A 16,808-nucleotide genomic window follows, 5' to 3' on the forward strand; every position below is an offset into this window, starting at 1 on the left:
GTGCCCGAGCCCACCACCCCACCCAAGATCGCGCTGAAGCAGGTGCGGAAGGAGTTCACCGTCAAGGACCGAGCGGCACAACAGGCCCGCCAGACGACTCGGTTCACCGCCCTCGACGGAATCGACCTGGACATAGCCGCCGGCGAGTTCGTCGTCCTGGTCGGCCCCAGTGGCTGCGGAAAGTCGACCCTGCTCGACCTCCTCGGCGGCCTCGCCCGGCCCAGCAGCGGACAGATCCTGCTGGACGGCGAACCTGTCACCGGCCCGGGACTGGACCGCGGGATCGTGTTCCAGCAGTACGCGCTGCTGCCGTGGCGTACGGCGCAGGGCAACGTCGAGTTCGGCCTGGAGGCCACCGGCGTCCCACGGCGTCAACGTGGTGCACAAGCAAGGCAGTTCCTGGAGCTGGTCGGCCTGTCCGGGTTCGAGGACCGCCACCCCCACGAGCTGTCGGGCGGGATGCGGCAGCGGGTGGCGATCGCCCGCAGTCTCGCCTACGACCCCGATGTGCTCCTGATGGACGAGCCGTTCGCCGCGCTGGACGCCCAGACCCGCGAGTCGTTGCAGGACGAGCTGCTGCGCATCTGGCAACGCACGGGCAAGACCGTCGTCTTCATCACGCACGGCATCGACGAGGCCGTCTACCTGGGGCAGCGCGTGGCCGTCATGACCTCGAGGCCGGGCCGCATCAAGCAGATCGTGCCCGTCGCCTTCGACTCCCGTACCTCGACGGACGACCTCCGCTCCAGTCCCGAGTTCGCGCGCCACCGGCACGAGATCTGGTCGCTGCTGCACGACGAGGTGGCCAGGGCCCAGCAGTTGGAGAAGGAGGAGGCTTCCGTATGAGCCCCACCACCGGCACGACCGAGACGCGGGTCCCCGGGAGCGCCGCCGAGCCCGCTCCGGCCTCCTCCCCTCCTGCACGGGCTGGGACAGCCGCGTCGTACGGGCGTCGACCCCCCTCCCCGACGGCACCCGTCCGCCGGTCGGTCCACCAACTGCCGTACCTGCTGCTGAAGCTAGCCACGAAGTCCGCGGCGATCGTGGCCCTGTTGCTGCTGTGGGAGACCGCACCGCGACTCGGCCTGGTCGACCGGACCTTCCTGCCGCCGTTCAGCGAGGTCGCCCGCGCGTGGTGGGGACTGGCGGCCGACGGTCAACTCGTCGACAACGCTCGCGCCAGCCTCGTGCGCTCCTTCAGCGGATTCGGTCTCGCCGTGGTCGTCGCCGTGCCGCTCGGCCTGTTGATCGGCTGGTACCGGCCGGTCGCCGACCTGCTCGGACCGCTGCTGGAGGTCTTCCGCAACACCGCGGCGCTGGCCCTGCTGCCGGTGTTCGTGCTGCTGCTCGGCATCGGCGAGACCTCGAAGATCTCCATCGTCGTGTACGCGTGCACCTGGCCGATCCTGCTCAACACCGTCAGCGCGGTCCGCAACGTCGACCCCACCCTGCTGAAGCTGGCGAAGTCCATGGATCTGTCCGCACCCCGGCTGTTCCAGCAGGTCATCCTGCCGTCCTCGGTGCCGGTGATCTTCACCGGCATCCGGCTGGCCGGAGCGGCGTCCATTCTGGTGCTGGTCGCCGCCGAGATGATCGGCGCCAAGGCGGGCCTCGGCTACCTGATCAACGCCTCGCAGTACAACTTCGCGATCCCGCAGATGTATGCGGGCATCCTCACGATCTCCGCCATCGGCGTGGTCTTCAACCAGTTCCTGGTGACCGTGGAGCGCCGGCTCAGCTCCTGGCGCGTACCGGCGGGCGGTTGAGAGGGCCAGTGAACGCCGGCCACCACGAAGCGGCCTGACGACTCCCTCCGTACGCCCGTCCCGAGATCCGAACTCGAGCCCGCACACCCGGCCTTGTGCACCGTAGGCCCTCCCCCGGATCGCCGGGGTCCGGGACCACCTCCGCTGCCCCTCACCTCCCTGCCCCTCACCTCGCTGATCACTTCTCGAGAGGACACCAGCACATGACCACCAGCACCGGCTTCGACATCCGCAGGATCGGCGGCCGTATCGGCGTCGAGATCATCGGGGTGGATCTCTCCACCGATCTCGACCCCGCCGTCGTCTCGGAGATCAACTCCGCGCTCCTGGACCACAAGGCGCTCGTCTTCCGAGGCCAGGACCTCGACGACGCGGGCCAGCTCCGCTTCGCCTCCCTCTTCGGCGAGCTCACCACCGCGCACCCCACCGTGCCCTCCGTCGAGGACCAGCCGCAGATCCTGCCCGTCGACGGCGACGAGGGAATCCGCGCCAACCACTGGCACACGGACGTCACCTTCGTCCGCACGCCCCCGAAGGCGAGCACGCTGCGCGGCATCGTGATCCCGCCCTACGGCGGCAACACCCTCATCGCCAACTCGGCGGCCGCCTACCGCGATCTGCCCGAGCCGCTGCGCGAGCTGGCCGACAAGCTGTGGGCGGTGCACACCAACGACTACGACTACGCCGCCCCGAAGAGCGAGAAGGCCGCCGAGCACCGCCGGCGGTTCGTCTCCCGCAAGTACCGCACCGCGCACCCGGTCGTCCGCGTCCACCCCGAGACCGGGGAACGCGGGCTGTTCATCGGCGGCTTCGCCCAGAGCATCGTCGGCCTCGGCCCCGCCGACTCCCGCGACCTGCTGCGCCTCTTCCAGTCGTACGTCACCCGCCCGGAGAACATCGTGCGGGTGGCCTGGACGCCCGGTGACCTCGTCCTGTTCGACAACCGCATCACCCAGCACTACGCCCCCGACGACTACGGCGACCTTCCGCGCCTGCTGCACCGGGTGACCGTCGCGGGCGACGTCCCCACTGGTGTCGACGGCACCCGCAGCCATGTCATCGAGGGCGACGCCTCCCATTACACACCGGCCGCGGCCTGAACCACCCCCAACCGCCGGGCGAGGACAGGGGGCACCTGACATACCCCTGCCTCTGCCCGGCGGCCTTACGCGCCGAAGGGGTACGGGATAATGCCGGCATGCGGATCTCAGCCAGGGCGGACTACGCGGTACGTGCCGCGCTGCAGCTCGCCGCGTCGGGGGAGGACGGCGGGCCGATGAAGGCCGAGGCCATCGCTGCTGCCCAGGACATTCCGCACAAGTTCCTCGAGAGCATCCTGAACGACATGCGCCGGGGCGGTCTCGTTCTCAGCCAGCGCGGCGGCAACGGCGGATACCGGCTGGCCCGGGCCGCCGACTCCATCAGCATCGCCGACGTCATCCGCGTCGTGGACGGCCCGCTGGTCTCGGTGCGTGGAGTGCGCCCGCCGGAGCTGTCCTACACCGGCCCCGCCGAGTCACTGCTTCCGCTGTGGATAGCGCTCCGGTCCAACGTGCGCGAGATCCTGGACGGCGTGTCACTCGCCGACGTCGCCACCGCCCGACTGCCCGCGGAGGTGTCCGCGTTGACGGATACCCCGGGTGCGTGGGCGAACCCCTGACGACAACGAGGATGCCGCTCCATGTCGCTCCTCCCGCCGAGCCCCCCAGGACCGGTACGGCCTTCATCCTCAACTACGTGTCGCGCGAGCGCCTCCGTGGTGCCGCCGCCCGCCAGCCGAGCGGGAGCAGTTCCTGGACATGCTGTGGAGGATCAGCGGGGTGCGGTGATCCGGCGGAAGGCGCTGGGGCACCGCCGGGAGTGACGGTCTTTCCGCTAGTCGCTGCTGCCGTCCGAGTACAGACAGAAGGGATGACCGGCGAGGTCGAGCATCACTCTGACGTTGCCCTGCGGCTGACAGTCGGCCTGGCGCGCGCCCAGTTCGAGCGCGTGCGCCACGGCCGACTCCAGATCGACGACTTCGAAGTCGAGGTGCATCGTGATCCGCTGGGCTCCGTGCTGCGCCGGCCAGACCGGGGGAACGTAACCCTCCGAGAGTTGGAAGGCGATGTAGGCCACGCCCTCCGGCGGCGCGATGGCCGCCCCGTCCGCGTCCTCCTTGGTGATCTCCCAGCCCAGCAACTCCGAGTAGAAGCGTGCCAGCGCCTGCGGATCGGGCGCCTCGAGCACGACACCCCACCAGTCGTGCCTCGACATGCGAGGAGTACGGGGATCACTGCTGGGACGTCCGCGCATCTCGACGAGTACTCCCGATCGCTTCGCCACCACGGCCGTCCCGGGGGCCTGGTCCCAGGAGGCTACTGACCACATCCCGCCCGGAACATGCCGATCGGCATTCACGCACGTGGGCGAGGCCATCACCCTCCAGCGGCTGTCCGTCGGAGCGGGTGTACGCCCTGAAGCGCGCTGCGTTCGGCGCGAGTTGCGGTTGGCGGACTGCACAAGTGTGCTGGCGGATTCGGCTGGCGCGGTCCGGCCGGACCGGAGTCGCGGCCGCGGGTGACACGTGCACCCACTGCGGCACACACCAGCACCACCGTCGGTCTGGCCGAGGGCTTCATCGAGGACGCCGGTGAGCACTCACGCGGATACGCCCGCTGGATCGAGGGCGCGTTGCAGCGCGGACCCTTCGGGGGTGCCGAGCGGATGGGTCGGCCTCGGCGGCAGATCGAGGCGTTCCGCTGCCCCAAGTGCGGACACCTTGAGCTGTTCGCCACGGGCGCGGTGTAGTCGGCGGTCGGTGTCGCACCCCAGGTCGACGCCCGTCCTCCGGCTCCCCTCAGTCGGACAGGGCAGACCGGCGCCCCGGCTCATCCCCCAGGCGCGATCGAGAAGCTGCGCCACAGGCCCATGCCTCTGACCACCTCGTCCGCCCCGCCCATGTCGAGATAGATGCTCTGGCCACCGGGCGGCACGGTGCAGTTCGGGGTCGTGTACAGGAGCAGGTTGCTCTGCGTGTGGTTGTTGACGTGGGTCACGCCCTCGGGGAAGCGGTGGCATCCGTGGTTCGGCGGGTTGGAGACCGTTTCGACAACCTTGTCACCGTTGCGCGCCACGACCTGGCCGGCGGCGTTGTCCTCGCATGCCGTGAGCGCGACGCCGAGCGTCATGAGGCCGATGAGCGCGGCCAGCGACCGTGAAGGGGGCATCAGAGCCTCCTGAAGGACGGAAGGGCTGCCAGGGACATCGTCCTTCCCTCACTATCCGCCAGAACCGGCGAGCCCGCCTGCTGAGGGTGATCGCCGGACCGACGGAGCCGTGGCCCTGGCCCGGACGCCGGACGTACACGGAAGAGCGCGTACCTTCGGAGGCGGCCCGGACGCCGGACACGCACGGAAGAACGCGTACCGTCGAAGGCGGGGAACGCGTCGTACGAGGAACCGGAGCGCGCAGCGCGGTGCGGCGAGGAGGCGGCATGAGTGACGACGGCAACAGCGCGTACGGGCACAAGGCGTTCAAGCGGTCCAGGAGTCACTTCACGGACCGGATCACCGCCGACGGGCGGGACGGCTGGCCGGTGGAGGCCGGGCGCTACCGGCTGGTGGTCTCCCGGGCCTGTCCGTGGGCGAGCCGGGCGGTGGTCTCGCGCCGGCTGCTCGGGCTGGAGGAGGCGCTCCCCATGGCGATCGCCGACCCGATCCAGGACGACAGGAGCTGGCGGTTCACCCTGGACCCCGACGGCCGCGACCCGGTGCTCGGCATCCGGTACCTCGCCGAGGCCTACGACAAGCGGGAACCGGACGCGCCGGGCGGGGTGAGCGTGCCGGCCATCGTCGACGTACCCAGCGGGGAACTGGTCACGAACGACTACCAGCAGCTGACCCTGGACCTGGCGACCGAGTGGACCGCCCTGCACCGCGAGGGCGCGCCGGACCTCTACCCGGACCGGCTGCGCGACGAGATCGACGACGTGATGGCGGACGTCTACGAGGATCTCAACAACGGGGTGTACCGGGCCGGGTTCGCCCACACGCAGGAGGACTACGAGAAGGCGTGCGCCGGGGTCTTCCGGCGGCTGGAGTCGCTCGCCGAGCGGCTGGCCGGCCAGCGCTATCTGGTCGGCGACACGATCACCGAGGCGGACATCCGGCTGTTCACCACCCTGGTCCGGTTCGACCCCGTCTACCACGGCCACTTCAAGTGCAACCGCTGGAAGCTGGCGGAGAACCCGGTGCTGTGGGCGTACGCGCGCGACCTGTTCCAGACGCCTGGCTTCGGCGACACGGTCGACTTCGACCACATCAAGCGGCACTACTACCAGGTCCACTCCGGCATCAACCCGACCGGCATCGTGCCGCTCGGCCCGGACCTCGACGGCTGGCTCACCCCGCACCACCGCGAGGAGCTGGGCGGCCGGCCGTTCGGCGACGGGACGCCGCCCGGACCGGTGCCCGCGGGCGAGCAGGTGGGGCCGCGAGGGTTTCCCGTGTGAGGGCGCGGTCCCACCTGGATCCGGTCCCATTCGCTTCCGGTGTGAGGGTGGCGGTCCCATCCGCTTCCGGTGTGAGGACGCGGTCCCCATTCGCTTCCGGCTTACGCCGTCCTCTACGGCCGCCCTTCCCCTACGCCCACGTCCGTCACGGCACCTCCCGGAACGGCGGGAGCCCCGCCTCCGCGATGTCGCCCTTCGTCACCCTCACCACGGTCGCCGGAGGGCCGGTCACGCCCTTCGGCAGGTCCAGGGTGAGGAGGTAGACGCCGGGTTCCACATGGGCGAAGCCGAACCAGCCGGAGCCGTCGCTGAGCCGGGTGATCTTCTCACCCCGGGTGGCGAGCGGGTCGAGCGTCACCGGGACCTGGTCGAGCGGGGCGCCGCTCCGGAGGGCGAGAGTGCCGGTCACGTGGCCGTCCTGGGGCGCCGTCTTCCACGGCATGGCGGGCACCGCCGCCTTGTCCCTGAACGGCGCGTCCTCGCCCCGCGTCAGCGCCTGCACCAGCTTGGCCCGCTCCCCCGCCACGCCGCCCGTCGCCACGTTCATGCTGGGAGTGGCGTACGCGTAGCCGCTCCAGCCGGCGGCGGTGTGGCCCGCCGGGGTGGGGCGCAGCGCTTCCCTGGCCTGGCTGAGCGAGTCCGCGACGCTGTTCAGGTACAGCGCGGGTCCGTTGACCGCCTGGCGCTCGCCCTGGTGGTCGGCGAGGAACTCGGACCACTCGGAAAACATGAGCGCCTGGTCCGGATTCCAGTTGCGCTTGTAGTTCATGGTCATCGCGGTGTCCATGATCCCCTCGTCCAGCCACCCGGCCCAGTCCTGGAGGACCTCGGCGTAGGTGCGGGTGGCCTGCCAGCCGCCGACCGCCTGCGGCCCGTGCCCGTAGGTGATGGCGTCCATGGACAGGCGGACGTGCGGGTCGACGTCCCAGATCCCGAGGTAGATCCTGCGCACCAGGTTGGTGACCTGGTCGCGCCGCCAGTCGCTCCAGGCCTCGTCGGACGGGAGGGGGACGTCCGTACGGCCCGTCGCCTGCTGGAAGCGGGCGACCGAGACGTCGTTGTAGCCCCAGTCGCTGTGGGTGGGGGTGGAACTGCCGTCCGGGTAGCGGACGTAGTCGAGGTTGATGCCGTCCACGTCGTAGTTGCGGACGATGCTCTGTATGGCGCGCACGATGTAGTCGGCGGCGGCCGGATTGCCGGGGTCCACATAGGAGTTGGCGCCCACCAGCTCCTGGCCGTCGGCCTTCTTGTTGAGCCAGCGGTCGGCACCGGTGGCACTCGGGCCGTGCTGGTTGAAGACGTGGTCCGGGGAGCGGGGCGGAGTGGCACTGTTCCACATGGTGTTGACGTTGACCCAGGCGTGCACTTGGAGCCCGGCGGCGTGCCCCTGCCGGATGATCTCCGCCAGCGGGTCGTAGGGCGCCGGGGCGATCGCGGCGTCGGTGCGCGGGTACAGGGCGTTGTTGCAGAAGCAGTCGTAACGCCGCGCGGTCTGGACGATCAGGGCGTTGGCGTTGACGTCCAGCGCGTCCTTGACGAGGTTCGTGACCTGCGCGGGTGTGTAGATGCCCGGGTTGAAGGCGTCCACCCAGTAGCTGCGCCACTGGGCGGGTGCCGCCGTGCCGTCGTGGGCGTGGGCGTGGGCGGGCAGCGCCATGGCCGCACCGAGAAGCAGGCCGAGGACCGCCGCCAGGGTGGTGAGTACGCGAGGTAAACGCATGTGAGGTGTCCCCTGTGAGGTTCGTCGGTCACGGGCGTACGCCGCGCTCGAAGGCGGCGGACCCCGGCTGGTTGGGCCCTAGGCGAACGTGGCGCCCCAGGTGGCCGGCCCGACGATGCCGTCCACGCTCAGGCCGTTCTTGGACTGGAAGATGCGGCAGGCGGAGTCGGAACCCGGTCCGTACTGGCCGTCCACGGAGAGGGCGTAGCCGTGTGCGTTGTTCATCTGGTACTGCCACGTCGCCACGCTGGCGTGCACGAAGGTCGGCGGCTGGCGGAAGCTGACCCCGGGATAGGGCAGCGGGCCGCCGCCGGGGTTGACCTCGCCGCTGAGCACCCGGGAGTAGAGGTTGCCCGGGCAGTCGGTGGAGTGGTGGTCGCGGTGGCCGGTGATGGCCTGCGCGGCGCCACCCGACACTCGCAGACGGCTGATGCCGTAGCGGATGGCGTCGATCAGCGCGGCGGTGATCGTGTCGTAGTTGGTGCTGGTGCCGCCGGTCAGCGCGCAGACCGCGTACCAGTCGTCATTGCCCTGCGTGGTGCCCTGTGCGGCGGTACGGACGTGCTCGCCGCGGCCCTCGAAGAGGTAGCCGTGGACGCAGGCGAGGTGGCTGTAGGCGATGTCCGACCAGCCGTTGGAGTCCATGTGGAAGTTCTGGATGCCCCGCACCTGGCCCGCGCAGTCGGCGTGGTTGGTCTTCGCCACCTTCACGGCGTCGACGTGATGGACGACCACACCGCCCTCGGCCGGTGTGATGTTGTTGCTGACGCTCAGCGGTGCACGGGCGCCCCACTGGGCGCGGGTGACGAACGTGGCCATCAGCCTCGCCCTCCCCGGCCCAGGGCGCAGCCGACGGCGGCGTTCAGGGGCTCGGCGTGGGCGTGACGCGCCGCGTCGGGGGCGTAGACGGCGCCGGCGTCGCGGGGGTGCGTGACGATGGGGAGTTCGCGAGTGCCGAGCGGTGGGGCGGGGGTGGCGGCGTGCGCGGATCCGGAGCAGATGACGGGCAGCGCGAGCGCTCCGCCGGCTGCCGCCAGCAGCGTGGCGCGGCGCGAGGGGCCGTGGGTCACGGGGCCTCCAGGTGGGGTGTGAAGTGGGTGCGATTGTCCGGATGTTGACAGGGGCGCGTCAAGATGGCGGAAGCGTGGAGTACGGGGACAATCGGCTTGGGGTCGTGGCGAGTTGGGAGGGCGTTGGACGGAAGCGAGCCTCGGCCGGGGCACTTCCCGGGCCGAGTCGAGGAGTTGGCGCTGCGGGATGCTACCGGCCGCGACCCGTTGCCGACTGACCTCGCTGGCCGAAGTCGTTCAACTACCGGTCACCGGTCACCGGTTACCGGTTGTCAGGCATCAGTCGTCGTCGGCTCCGGGCTCCGCTCGTCGGCGTGGCGGCGGGTGCCGGTCGCGTGGTCGTCGGCGTGCGGGCGGTCCTCGCCGGGCGTGGCGGCCTGCGCGAGGCGTCCGGTGTTCGCGTCCACGGCCACCCGGTGCAGCGTTCCGCGGGTGTCGATGACGTCCACGTACCAGGCGACGGAGCCGTGGTGGTCGTCGAGTTCGGCGGCGGTCAGCGTTCCCGGTATCGAGCCGAGCGCGGTGGTCAGTGCCCCGGTGCTCCCGGTCCGAGTCCGAACTCCGGTCCAGGACGACCTCCGTCACGTCGCCCGCACGGACCGGACCGCCGCGGCGGCCGCCTGCCGAAGGCCAACCACCCTCGGAGCGGCGGATGTTGCCGCGCGTGGCCGGGAGCAGTCCGTGCCCGAGTCACGGTGACGGCCGTGGCCGTCGGCGCCCCGGTCGTCCGCCCCGTGCCAGCCTGGTCGGACCGCTGCTCGACGGCGCCGAGATCTGGCTGTTCAAACTCGTGGTCGACGACGTGCTCGTCCCACGCGACCTCGGCCCGCACACTGGTGATCCGCCGACTCGTGGTCGGCGGACGAGGTGGCGGCCACGGCCGTGACCGCGCCTCCGCCGATCACAGCGGCTGCCGCGAACACGGCGGCGACGGTGCGATGGCGGCCGGCGAGCTGGTACCTGGCGATGCTCATGACGTACAGGGCTGCAGCCACGTATGGCCGTTGACCCCTCCGGAATCCGCTCATCGGATCGCACCGGTTGCCGGCGCCGGGCGGTCCGGAGTCTTCCCGGAAGCGGCGCCCCGGTTTCGGTGTCGGCGACTGTGCCACCGGCACGATGGCGTCGGCGGCCACGGTCACGGCGGGCGACCCGGCCATCAAGGTGAACCACCCCGGGGGCCTGTGCTGGGGCGCGGGCGGCGGCCCTCAGGTGACGCCGACGCCACGACCCTCGATCTCGGCGTCCCCGGCGGCACGTTGGACGGCTACCCGGCGGAGCCGTACAAGGAAGGCAAGCGGACGCCGTACCGCGGCCTCCTGCGGCATGCAGCAGGAGGCCGACGGCACCTTTGCGGCGACGTGCGCGAGGCCCTGCTGGCCTGGTCGGCGGAGTCGACGGAGCAACTGCTGGGCGCGCTACGAGAGTCCGGCCCTGAGCGCGGTTGCTGGACGTGGTGGGGTGCGTCGGAGTCGCCGCAGACCTGCGGTGCCGTCGCCCAGCAACAGCTCCAGGAGGTCGCATTGCACACTTACGACGCCCAGATCACCGTGGGCTCCCCGCAGCCGCTGCCGGGCGAGGCGGCGCTCGACGGTGTCGACGAGTTCCTGTCCACCTGCTGCGCAGGGGCGTACCGCTGGCCGCACGAGCCCGCCGCCGTCGACTACCACGCCGCCGAGGGCCGCTCCTGGCGTCTCTCGCTCTCCGCCGACGGCGCACGGATCACCCGTCTTCCCATGCCCGGCACCGGCGAGGCCACGGACGGGGCCGACGCCTCCGCCCGGGGTACGGCCGGTGAGCTGGTCCTCGCCCTGTACGGCCGCATTCCGGTGGACTCCCTGAAACTCGACGGCGATCGGCGTCTCTTCGAACTGCTCCAGGCCTGGGACCCGGACGAGTAGGGCGTGGCTCCGGGCTCAGTCGCAGTCGTACGACGACGTGAACCCGGGACCCCGAGTCGGTATTCACCCCTCCGTGCTGGTGGGGTTGTCCTCGGGCGGTTGGTCCGGTGGCGGGGGGAAGAGGAGGCGTTCGAACGCGTCCAGTGCGAATGTGAGGAGAAGGAGCATCACCGGTACGAGCAGAGCCAAAGCGATCACGATGCCTCCTGGCCAAGCAGTGAGGAACGTTGCCGCGGTGTAGGGCCTGAGCCTTCAGCATGAGCCGAATGGGGGAATGCCGCATCCGCGCCCCGAAGGGGCGTCCGCCGATCGGGTGATATTCCCCGCGCCGCCCTCCACCTGACCCCCACCTGGACGGACTGGACCCCCCGGGCCCCCGAGCCCCCGGACTGCGATGACTCAGGTCAGAGTGTTGACCCGGTCAGCGCGGCGCAGCAGCGGTTCGGGCAGCGTGGCGTCGACGAAGGCGTCCCGCGGGTGCGCCATCTCGGGCAGGCCGACCGTCTCGCGCCGGAGGGGGACGGCGAGGGTCCAGTCGAGGAAGACCCGGATCTTGCGGTTCATGGTGGGGACGCGGCTGCCGTGGTACAGGCGGTGGAACCACCAGGCCGGGCGGCCCTTGAGCCGGTACTTGCCGAAGAGGATGGCCACGCCCTTGTGCACGCCGACGCTGGCCACGGCGCCGAGGTTCTTGTGCCGGTACTCCTTGAGCTTGCCGCCGCGCAGGGCGGCGACGATGTTGTCGGCGAGCACGACGGCCTGGCGGCAGGCGTGCTGGGCGTTCGGCGGGCACCAGGCGCCGTCGCCGACGGCGAGGTCGGGGACCTGCGCGTTGTCGCCCGCGGCCCAGACGTAGTCGAAGCCCTGGACCTGAAGGGTGGGGGCGGTGTCGACGTGACCTCGGGGGCCGAGGGGGATGCCGAAGTCGGCGAGCAGCGCCCTGGGCCGGACGCCCGCGGTCCAGACGATGGTGGAGGCCGGGGTCTCGACGCCGTTCTTCAGCACGACGTACCGGCCGATGCAGGAGTCCATCGAGGTGTTGAGGTAGACCTCGATGCCGCGCTCCTGGAGCTTCTCCATCGTCCAGACGCCCAGGTCGGGGCCCATTTCGGGGAGGATGCGATGGGCGGCCTCGACGAGGAGGAAGCGCATGTCGTCGCGGCTGACGTTGCCGTAGTTCTTCGCCGCGTCGCGGGCCATGTCCTCGACCTCGCCGATGGCCTCCACTCCGGCGAAGCCGCCACCGACGAAGACGAAGGTGAGGGCCCGGCGGCGCACCTCCGGGTCGGTGGTGGAGTCGGCCTTGTCGAGTTGCCACAGCACGTGGTTGCGCAGGCTGATGGCCTCCTCGATGGTCTTCAGGCCGATGGCCTCCTCGGCGAGGCCGGGTATGGAGAACGTGCGCGAGATGGAGCCGGTGGCGACGACGAGGTGGTCGAAGTCCAGTTCGTACTCGTCGCCGGCCGCGGGCACGATGGTCGCGGACTTGCGGGTGTGGTCCACCGAGACCACATGCCCGGTGACGACCTCCGCGTCCGGCAGCGCCGGGCGCAGCGGGGCGACGAGGTTGCGGGCGGCGACGTTGCCGCCGGCGGCCTCGGGGAGGAAGGGGAGGTACGTCATGTACGAGCGCGGGTCGACCACGGTGACCGTGGCCTCGTTCCTGCGCAGCTTCTTGAGCACGCGCATCGCGGTGTACAGGCCCGCGTAACCACCGCCGACGACAAGGATGCGCGGCGGCTTGGGGGTGCCGGAGTGGGACATGACGAGTCATTGGTCCTTTCTGGGAGGGACGGTCGGTCCGTCGGTCCGTCGGTCAGTCCGTCTTGGCGGGCCGGGCGGCGATGCCGTAGGCGACGCCGACGAGCAGGCCGCCGCCGACGAGGTTGCCGAGGCCGACGAAGAGCAGGTCGCGGGCGAAGGCGGCGACGGTCACGCCGGGGATGTGCGCGAACAGGCCGAGCGAGAAGTACGTCATGTTGGCGACGACGTGCTCGAAGCCGGAGCCGACGAAGGCCAGCAGGCACCAGAAGATCAGCGCGATCTTCGCACCCTCGGAGCGGGTCCGGCCGACCATCCACACGGCCAGACAGACCAGGAAGTTGCACAGGACGCCGCGGAAGAACAGGGCTTCGGTGCTCTCGTGCACCTTCGCCGTCAGCATGCCCGTCAGCAGCGTCGAGCCCGGCGCGGGCTTTCCGGGGACTCCCACCATGTCGAGTACGCCGGCGCAGTGGACGAGCCAGGCGAAGACGATCGAGCCGATCAGGTTACCGAGGAAGGAGAGGACGACGACGCCAGCCGCGCCGAGGACGGGCACGCGCCGCAGGCTCAGTCCCTGGACGACGGGCAGTACGTTGCCGGTGCAGAGTTCGGATCCGGCGAAGACCACGAGGATCAGGGCCACGCCGAAGACGACGCCCTGGACGAGTCTGGTCCACGCCGAGTGCTCGGCGCCGAGCGGCCCGCTCACCGTGAGCAGGAGCACCCCTGCCACACCGATGAAGGCTCCGGCGAGCGAGGAGAGCAGCAAGTAGCGTCCGGGGTTGCGGAGTTGGGACACCTTGGCCCGCGCTGCGGCGGCCTGCTCGGCCAAGGCTTCCTGAAGGGGAATGGGCACGTTGACTCTCTCGATACGGGCGCCCCGGCCGCTCCGACGGGCTCTCCCGCAGAACGCGCGGCCAGATAGGCAACACTTATGACTCCGTCCCGCCAGACGCCCGGGACGTAGTGTCTGATCAATCAATTCCTCGACCTCGGCCCCTGCCGAGAACGCTCGCACTCATTTCGGTGCGAGACCCGCGAGACACTCGCGGACAGAAATGCCGAGAGGTCGCTTTCTCCGGTGTTTCACCCTGGAGAAAACGACCTCTGATTCGGGCGGAATACCGTTCCGGTCTCAGCGGAATTCAGTCAGCTGACACCGGCCGTCGAAGCACTCCGGATGAGCTGGAGCTCGGCCCGCTCAGGCCTTCTTGTCGCCCGCGGTGTAGGAGGCGGCGCCGGTGCCAGCGAGCTTGCCGCCGTCGACGATCAGGTACTCGTCGCGGATCGGACGGCCGTCCAGGAAGCACTCCAGGATCTCCCGGGTGCCGGCCGCGTAGCGGGCCTGGGCGGTGAGGGAGGTGCCGGAGATGTGTGGCGTCATGCCGTTGAACGGCATGGTGCGCCACGGGTGGTCGGCCGGGGCCGGCTGCGGGTACCACACGTCACCGGCGTAACCGCCGAGCTGACCCGACTCCAGGGCGCGCACGACCGCGTCGCGGTCGACGATCTGGGCGCGGGCGGTGTTCACGATGTACGAGCCCTTGCGCATGCTGTTCAGGAGCTTCTCGTCGAACAGGTTCTGCGTCTCGGGGTGCAGCGGAGCGTGGATGGAGACCACGTCCACGTTCTTGGCCAGGTCCTGGGCGGTGGCGTGGAAGGTGAGGTTCAGCTCCTCCTCGATCTCGCGCGGCAGCCGGCGCTTGTCGGTGTAGTGGAGCTTGACGTCGAAGGGATTCAGGCGGCGCAGGACCGCGACACCGATACGGCCGGCGGCGATGACACCGACGTCCATGCCCTCGAGGTCGTAGGAGTGCGAGACGCAGTCGGCGATGTTCCAGCCTCCCTCGGCGGCGATCTTGTGCGAGGGCAGGTAGTTGCGGACCAGCGACAGGACCATCATCACCGCGTGCTCGGCGACGCTGATGCTGTTGCTGTAGGTGACCTCGGCGACCGTGATGCCGCGGGCGATCGCGGAGTCGAGGTCGACGTGGTCGGAGCCGATGCCGGCGGTGAGCGCGAGCTTCAGCCTGGGGGCCTTGGCGATGCGCTCGGGAGTGAGGTACGCGGGCCAGAACGGCTGGGAGATGACCACGTCCGCGTCGTGCAGGTGGCGCTCCAGCTCCGAGTTCGGGCCCTCCTTGTCGGAGGTCACGACCAGGGTGTGGCCACGGGACTCGAGGAACTCGCGCAGACCCAGTTCACCGGAGACGCTGCCCAGCAGCTCGCCGGGCGTGAAGTCCAGGCCCTGGGGCGTCGGCAGGGTCTGACCACCCGGGTAACCCTCGATCTTCGGAAGGCTCGTCCGGGCGTAGTTCGGCGGGAAACCCTCGACCGGGTCCGGGTAGAGAACACAGACTATCTTTGCCACGATTTCCTCCTGTGAAGAACACGGAATTTCGCCGGAATTTCTTTCCGGTTTCCGTTCTGAAAGCAACATTCCACCCGGGCGGCCAGGAGGGTCAAAGAGGACGGCGCGACCGCTTGATAGGCGCGAGCGATCGATTGCGGCTTTCAACTTGTTCACCCCGGCCCCGACGCACCGCTCCGAAGCGGTCGACGGCGACGGCCTCGTGCTCAACTCGCTTGCAACGCAAGGCACTTCAGTGAATCCTCGGGACAGTCTCCCGATCGCGACGACAGTGCGACATCGACTCAGACGCAACGCCGCTAACACCCCCGCGAGATCCACGACGTGATCGACACCACACGCCAAGGTGGCGCAGATGCAAGGCAAGGCGCCAACACAAGCCGCATCTGCGAGTAAACAAGCGCTCTTTGGCACGCAGATGCGGCCATCAAGACCGGATGGACACCCCTGATCGTCAGCGCACAACCAGCCGGTGCGGCCCCGCGGCCACCAGTTCCCCGACGATCGGAGCCCCCGGCACCTCCCCGGCAACGAGGAGGCCGCCCGAGGTCTGGGCGTCGGCGAGGAGGAGACGGGTCAGTTCATCGGTGTCGCCGAAGTCCGTGTACGGAGCGACCCAGTCGAGGTTGCGACGGGTTCCGCCACTGATGTACCCGGCGCGGGCGGCGTCCCAGGCGCCGTCGAGGAACGGGACCGCGGCGGAGTCGACGACCGCGGTCACCTCCGAGGCGCGCGCCAGCTTGTACAGGTGCCCCAGCAGGCCGAATCCGGTGACGTCGGTGGCGCACACGGCCCCCGCCGCCAACGCGGCCTGCGAGGCGTCACGGTTGAGCGCGGTCATCGTCTCGATCGCCTGCGGGAAGACCTCACCGGTCGTCTTGTGCCGGTTGTTGAGCACGCCGAGGCCCAGCGGCTTGGTCAGCGACAGCGGCACGCCCGGCCGCCCCGCGTCGTTGCGCAGCAGGCGTTCCGGGTCGACGGTGCCGGTCACCGCCATGCCGTACTTGGGCTCCGGGTCGTCCACGCTGTGGCCGCCCGCCACCAGACAGCCGGCCGCCGCGGCGACGTCCAGTCCGCCGCGCAGCACTTCCCTGGCAAGGTCGAAGGGCAGCACGTCCCGGGGCCAGCACAGGAGGTTGACCGCCACGAGCGGGGTGCCGCCCATGGCGTAGACGTCGGAGAGCGCGTTGGCGGCGGCGATGCGCCCCCAGTCGTACGGGTCGTCGACCACCGGCGTGAAGAAGTCCGCGGTGGCGACGGCGGCGGGCGCGCCGGGGCCGCCCGGCAGCCGGACGACCGCCGCGTCGTCGCCGTGGTCGAGCCCCACGAGCAGCTCACCGATCATGTTGCCGGCGGCCCCCGGCGGCAGCAGTCCGGCGACCATCTCCTCCAGTTCACCCGGCGGGATCTTGCAGGCGCAGCCGCCGCCGTGCGCGTACTGCGTGAGCCGCCGAGCACCCTGCCCGTTCGCCTGCCCAGTCGCCTGCCCGGCGTCGGTCCGCATGTCCGTCATGACGGGATCAATCCTTAGCTGTGGAGGAATGTGCCGTGTCGTGCGTTGACTTGTACGGGGAGGCGGCGGTTCGATGGCCGTATGTCCGGGGCCTCGCCCCCGTGACCGTCCGCGGGGAGACGTAAGGGAGCCTGGTGGCCCTCCCGGTCTTCAAAACCGAGGTGTCCGAGCAACTCGGGCAGGCGGGTTCGATTCCCGTCCGTCTCCGCCG

At 70.2% G+C, this 16,808-nt stretch carries 17 protein-coding genes and 1 tRNA gene; 8 read left to right on the plus strand and 10 right to left on the minus strand.

Going from position 1 to position 16,808, the window contains the following annotated elements; translation table 11 throughout:
* The 4 genes from QFZ74_RS03470 to QFZ74_RS03485 all read left to right on the plus strand — a co-directional run bounded on the left by QFZ74_RS03470 (position 1) and on the right by QFZ74_RS03485 (position 3,426).
* Complete coding sequence (locus QFZ74_RS03470; protein WP_307619288.1) at positions 1–846, plus strand: ABC transporter ATP-binding protein; 846 nt, start codon at positions 1–3, stop codon at positions 844–846.
* A complete protein-coding gene (locus tag QFZ74_RS03475) occupies positions 843–1,766 on the plus strand; it encodes an ABC transporter permease (RefSeq protein WP_307619289.1) in 924 nt (307 codons plus the stop codon). The genes QFZ74_RS03470 and QFZ74_RS03475 overlap by 4 nt, the downstream gene beginning before the upstream one ends.
* 203 nt (positions 1,767–1,969) lie before the next feature.
* A complete protein-coding gene (locus QFZ74_RS03480; protein WP_307619290.1) occupies positions 1,970–2,866 on the plus strand; it encodes a TauD/TfdA family dioxygenase in 897 nt (298 codons plus the stop codon).
* Between the two features lie 98 nt (positions 2,867–2,964).
* Positions 2,965–3,426 carry an Rrf2 family transcriptional regulator gene (locus QFZ74_RS03485; RefSeq protein ID WP_307619291.1) on the plus strand — a complete coding sequence of 154 codons (462 nt, stop codon included), beginning with the start codon at positions 2,965–2,967 and terminating at the stop codon, positions 3,424–3,426.
* Between the two features lie 215 nt (positions 3,427–3,641).
* Here the strand turns inward: QFZ74_RS03485 and QFZ74_RS03490 are convergent, their stop codons facing one another.
* The gene (locus tag QFZ74_RS03490) at positions 3,642–4,022 is read right to left on the minus strand and encodes a VOC family protein (RefSeq protein WP_307619292.1); all 381 of its coding nucleotides are present in this window, start codon (positions 4,020–4,022) and stop codon (positions 3,642–3,644) included.
* A gap of 303 nt (positions 4,023–4,325) precedes the next feature.
* Between QFZ74_RS03490 and QFZ74_RS03495 the strand changes: the two genes are divergently transcribed.
* A complete protein-coding gene (locus QFZ74_RS03495) occupies positions 4,326–4,556 on the plus strand; it encodes a hypothetical protein (RefSeq protein ID WP_373462340.1) in 231 nt (76 codons plus the stop codon).
* Between the two features lie 80 nt (positions 4,557–4,636).
* Here the strand turns inward: QFZ74_RS03495 and QFZ74_RS03500 are convergent, their stop codons facing one another.
* Positions 4,637–4,975, minus strand: coding sequence for a hypothetical protein (locus QFZ74_RS03500; RefSeq protein ID WP_307619293.1), 339 nt, complete (start codon positions 4,973–4,975; stop codon positions 4,637–4,639).
* 266 nt (positions 4,976–5,241) lie between these two features.
* Between QFZ74_RS03500 and QFZ74_RS03505 the strand changes: the two genes are divergently transcribed.
* Entirely contained in the window at positions 5,242–6,258 is a 1,017-nt protein-coding gene (locus QFZ74_RS03505; protein WP_307619294.1) for a glutathione S-transferase family protein, read from the plus strand.
* A 145-nt stretch (positions 6,259–6,403) separates the two neighbouring features.
* Here QFZ74_RS03505 and QFZ74_RS03510 read toward each other — a convergent pair whose 3' ends face one another.
* The 4 genes from QFZ74_RS03510 to QFZ74_RS03525 form a co-directional block, all read right to left on the minus strand.
* Complete coding sequence (locus QFZ74_RS03510) at positions 6,404–7,978, minus strand: family 10 glycosylhydrolase (protein WP_307619295.1); 1,575 nt, start codon at positions 7,976–7,978, stop codon at positions 6,404–6,406.
* A gap of 78 nt (positions 7,979–8,056) precedes the next feature.
* Positions 8,057–8,797, minus strand: coding sequence for a peptidoglycan-binding domain-containing protein (locus QFZ74_RS03515; RefSeq protein WP_307619296.1), 741 nt, complete (start codon positions 8,795–8,797; stop codon positions 8,057–8,059).
* Positions 8,797–9,048: a hypothetical protein gene (locus QFZ74_RS03520; protein WP_307619297.1), complete on the minus strand. Its 252-nt coding sequence runs from the start codon at positions 9,046–9,048 to the stop codon at positions 8,797–8,799. Before QFZ74_RS03520 ends, QFZ74_RS03515 begins: the two co-directional genes overlap by 1 nt.
* Before the next feature lie 272 nt (positions 9,049–9,320).
* The gene (locus QFZ74_RS03525; protein ID WP_373462467.1) at positions 9,321–9,578 is read right to left on the minus strand and encodes a PepSY domain-containing protein; all 258 of its coding nucleotides are present in this window, start codon (positions 9,576–9,578) and stop codon (positions 9,321–9,323) included.
* A 654-nt stretch (positions 9,579–10,232) separates the two neighbouring features.
* Here QFZ74_RS03525 and QFZ74_RS03530 point away from each other — a divergent pair.
* A complete protein-coding gene (locus QFZ74_RS03530) occupies positions 10,233–10,949 on the plus strand; it encodes a maleylpyruvate isomerase N-terminal domain-containing protein (RefSeq protein ID WP_307619299.1) in 717 nt (238 codons plus the stop codon).
* A gap of 399 nt (positions 10,950–11,348) precedes the next feature.
* On the opposite strand, the gene QFZ74_RS03535 is transcribed toward QFZ74_RS03530, so the two are convergent.
* From QFZ74_RS03535 to selD, 4 genes are all read right to left on the minus strand, one after another.
* Positions 11,349–12,713 (minus strand): NAD(P)/FAD-dependent oxidoreductase, encoded by a 1,365-nt coding sequence (locus QFZ74_RS03535; protein WP_307619300.1) that lies wholly within the window; start codon positions 12,711–12,713, stop codon positions 11,349–11,351.
* Positions 12,714–12,765: 52 nt separating this feature from the next.
* A complete protein-coding gene (locus QFZ74_RS03540; protein WP_307619301.1) occupies positions 12,766–13,569 on the minus strand; it encodes a formate/nitrite transporter family protein in 804 nt (267 codons plus the stop codon).
* Positions 13,570–13,914: 345 nt separating this feature from the next.
* The gene (locus QFZ74_RS03545; protein WP_307619302.1) at positions 13,915–15,084 is read right to left on the minus strand and encodes an NAD-dependent formate dehydrogenase; all 1,170 of its coding nucleotides are present in this window, start codon (positions 15,082–15,084) and stop codon (positions 13,915–13,917) included.
* A 454-nt stretch (positions 15,085–15,538) separates the two neighbouring features.
* Positions 15,539–16,588 (minus strand): selenide, water dikinase SelD, encoded by a 1,050-nt coding sequence (gene selD, locus QFZ74_RS03550; protein WP_307624035.1) that lies wholly within the window; start codon positions 16,586–16,588, stop codon positions 15,539–15,541.
* Positions 16,589–16,712: 124 nt separating this feature from the next.
* Here selD and QFZ74_RS03555 point away from each other — a divergent pair.
* A tRNA-Sec gene (locus QFZ74_RS03555) sits at positions 16,713–16,805 on the plus strand.
* The last annotated feature ends 3 nt before the right edge of the window (positions 16,806–16,808 follow it).

Origin of the sequence: Streptomyces sp. V3I7, assembly GCF_030817495.1 — a bacterium.
In the GTDB taxonomy this organism is placed as follows: Bacteria; Actinomycetota; Actinomycetes; order Streptomycetales; family Streptomycetaceae; genus Streptomyces.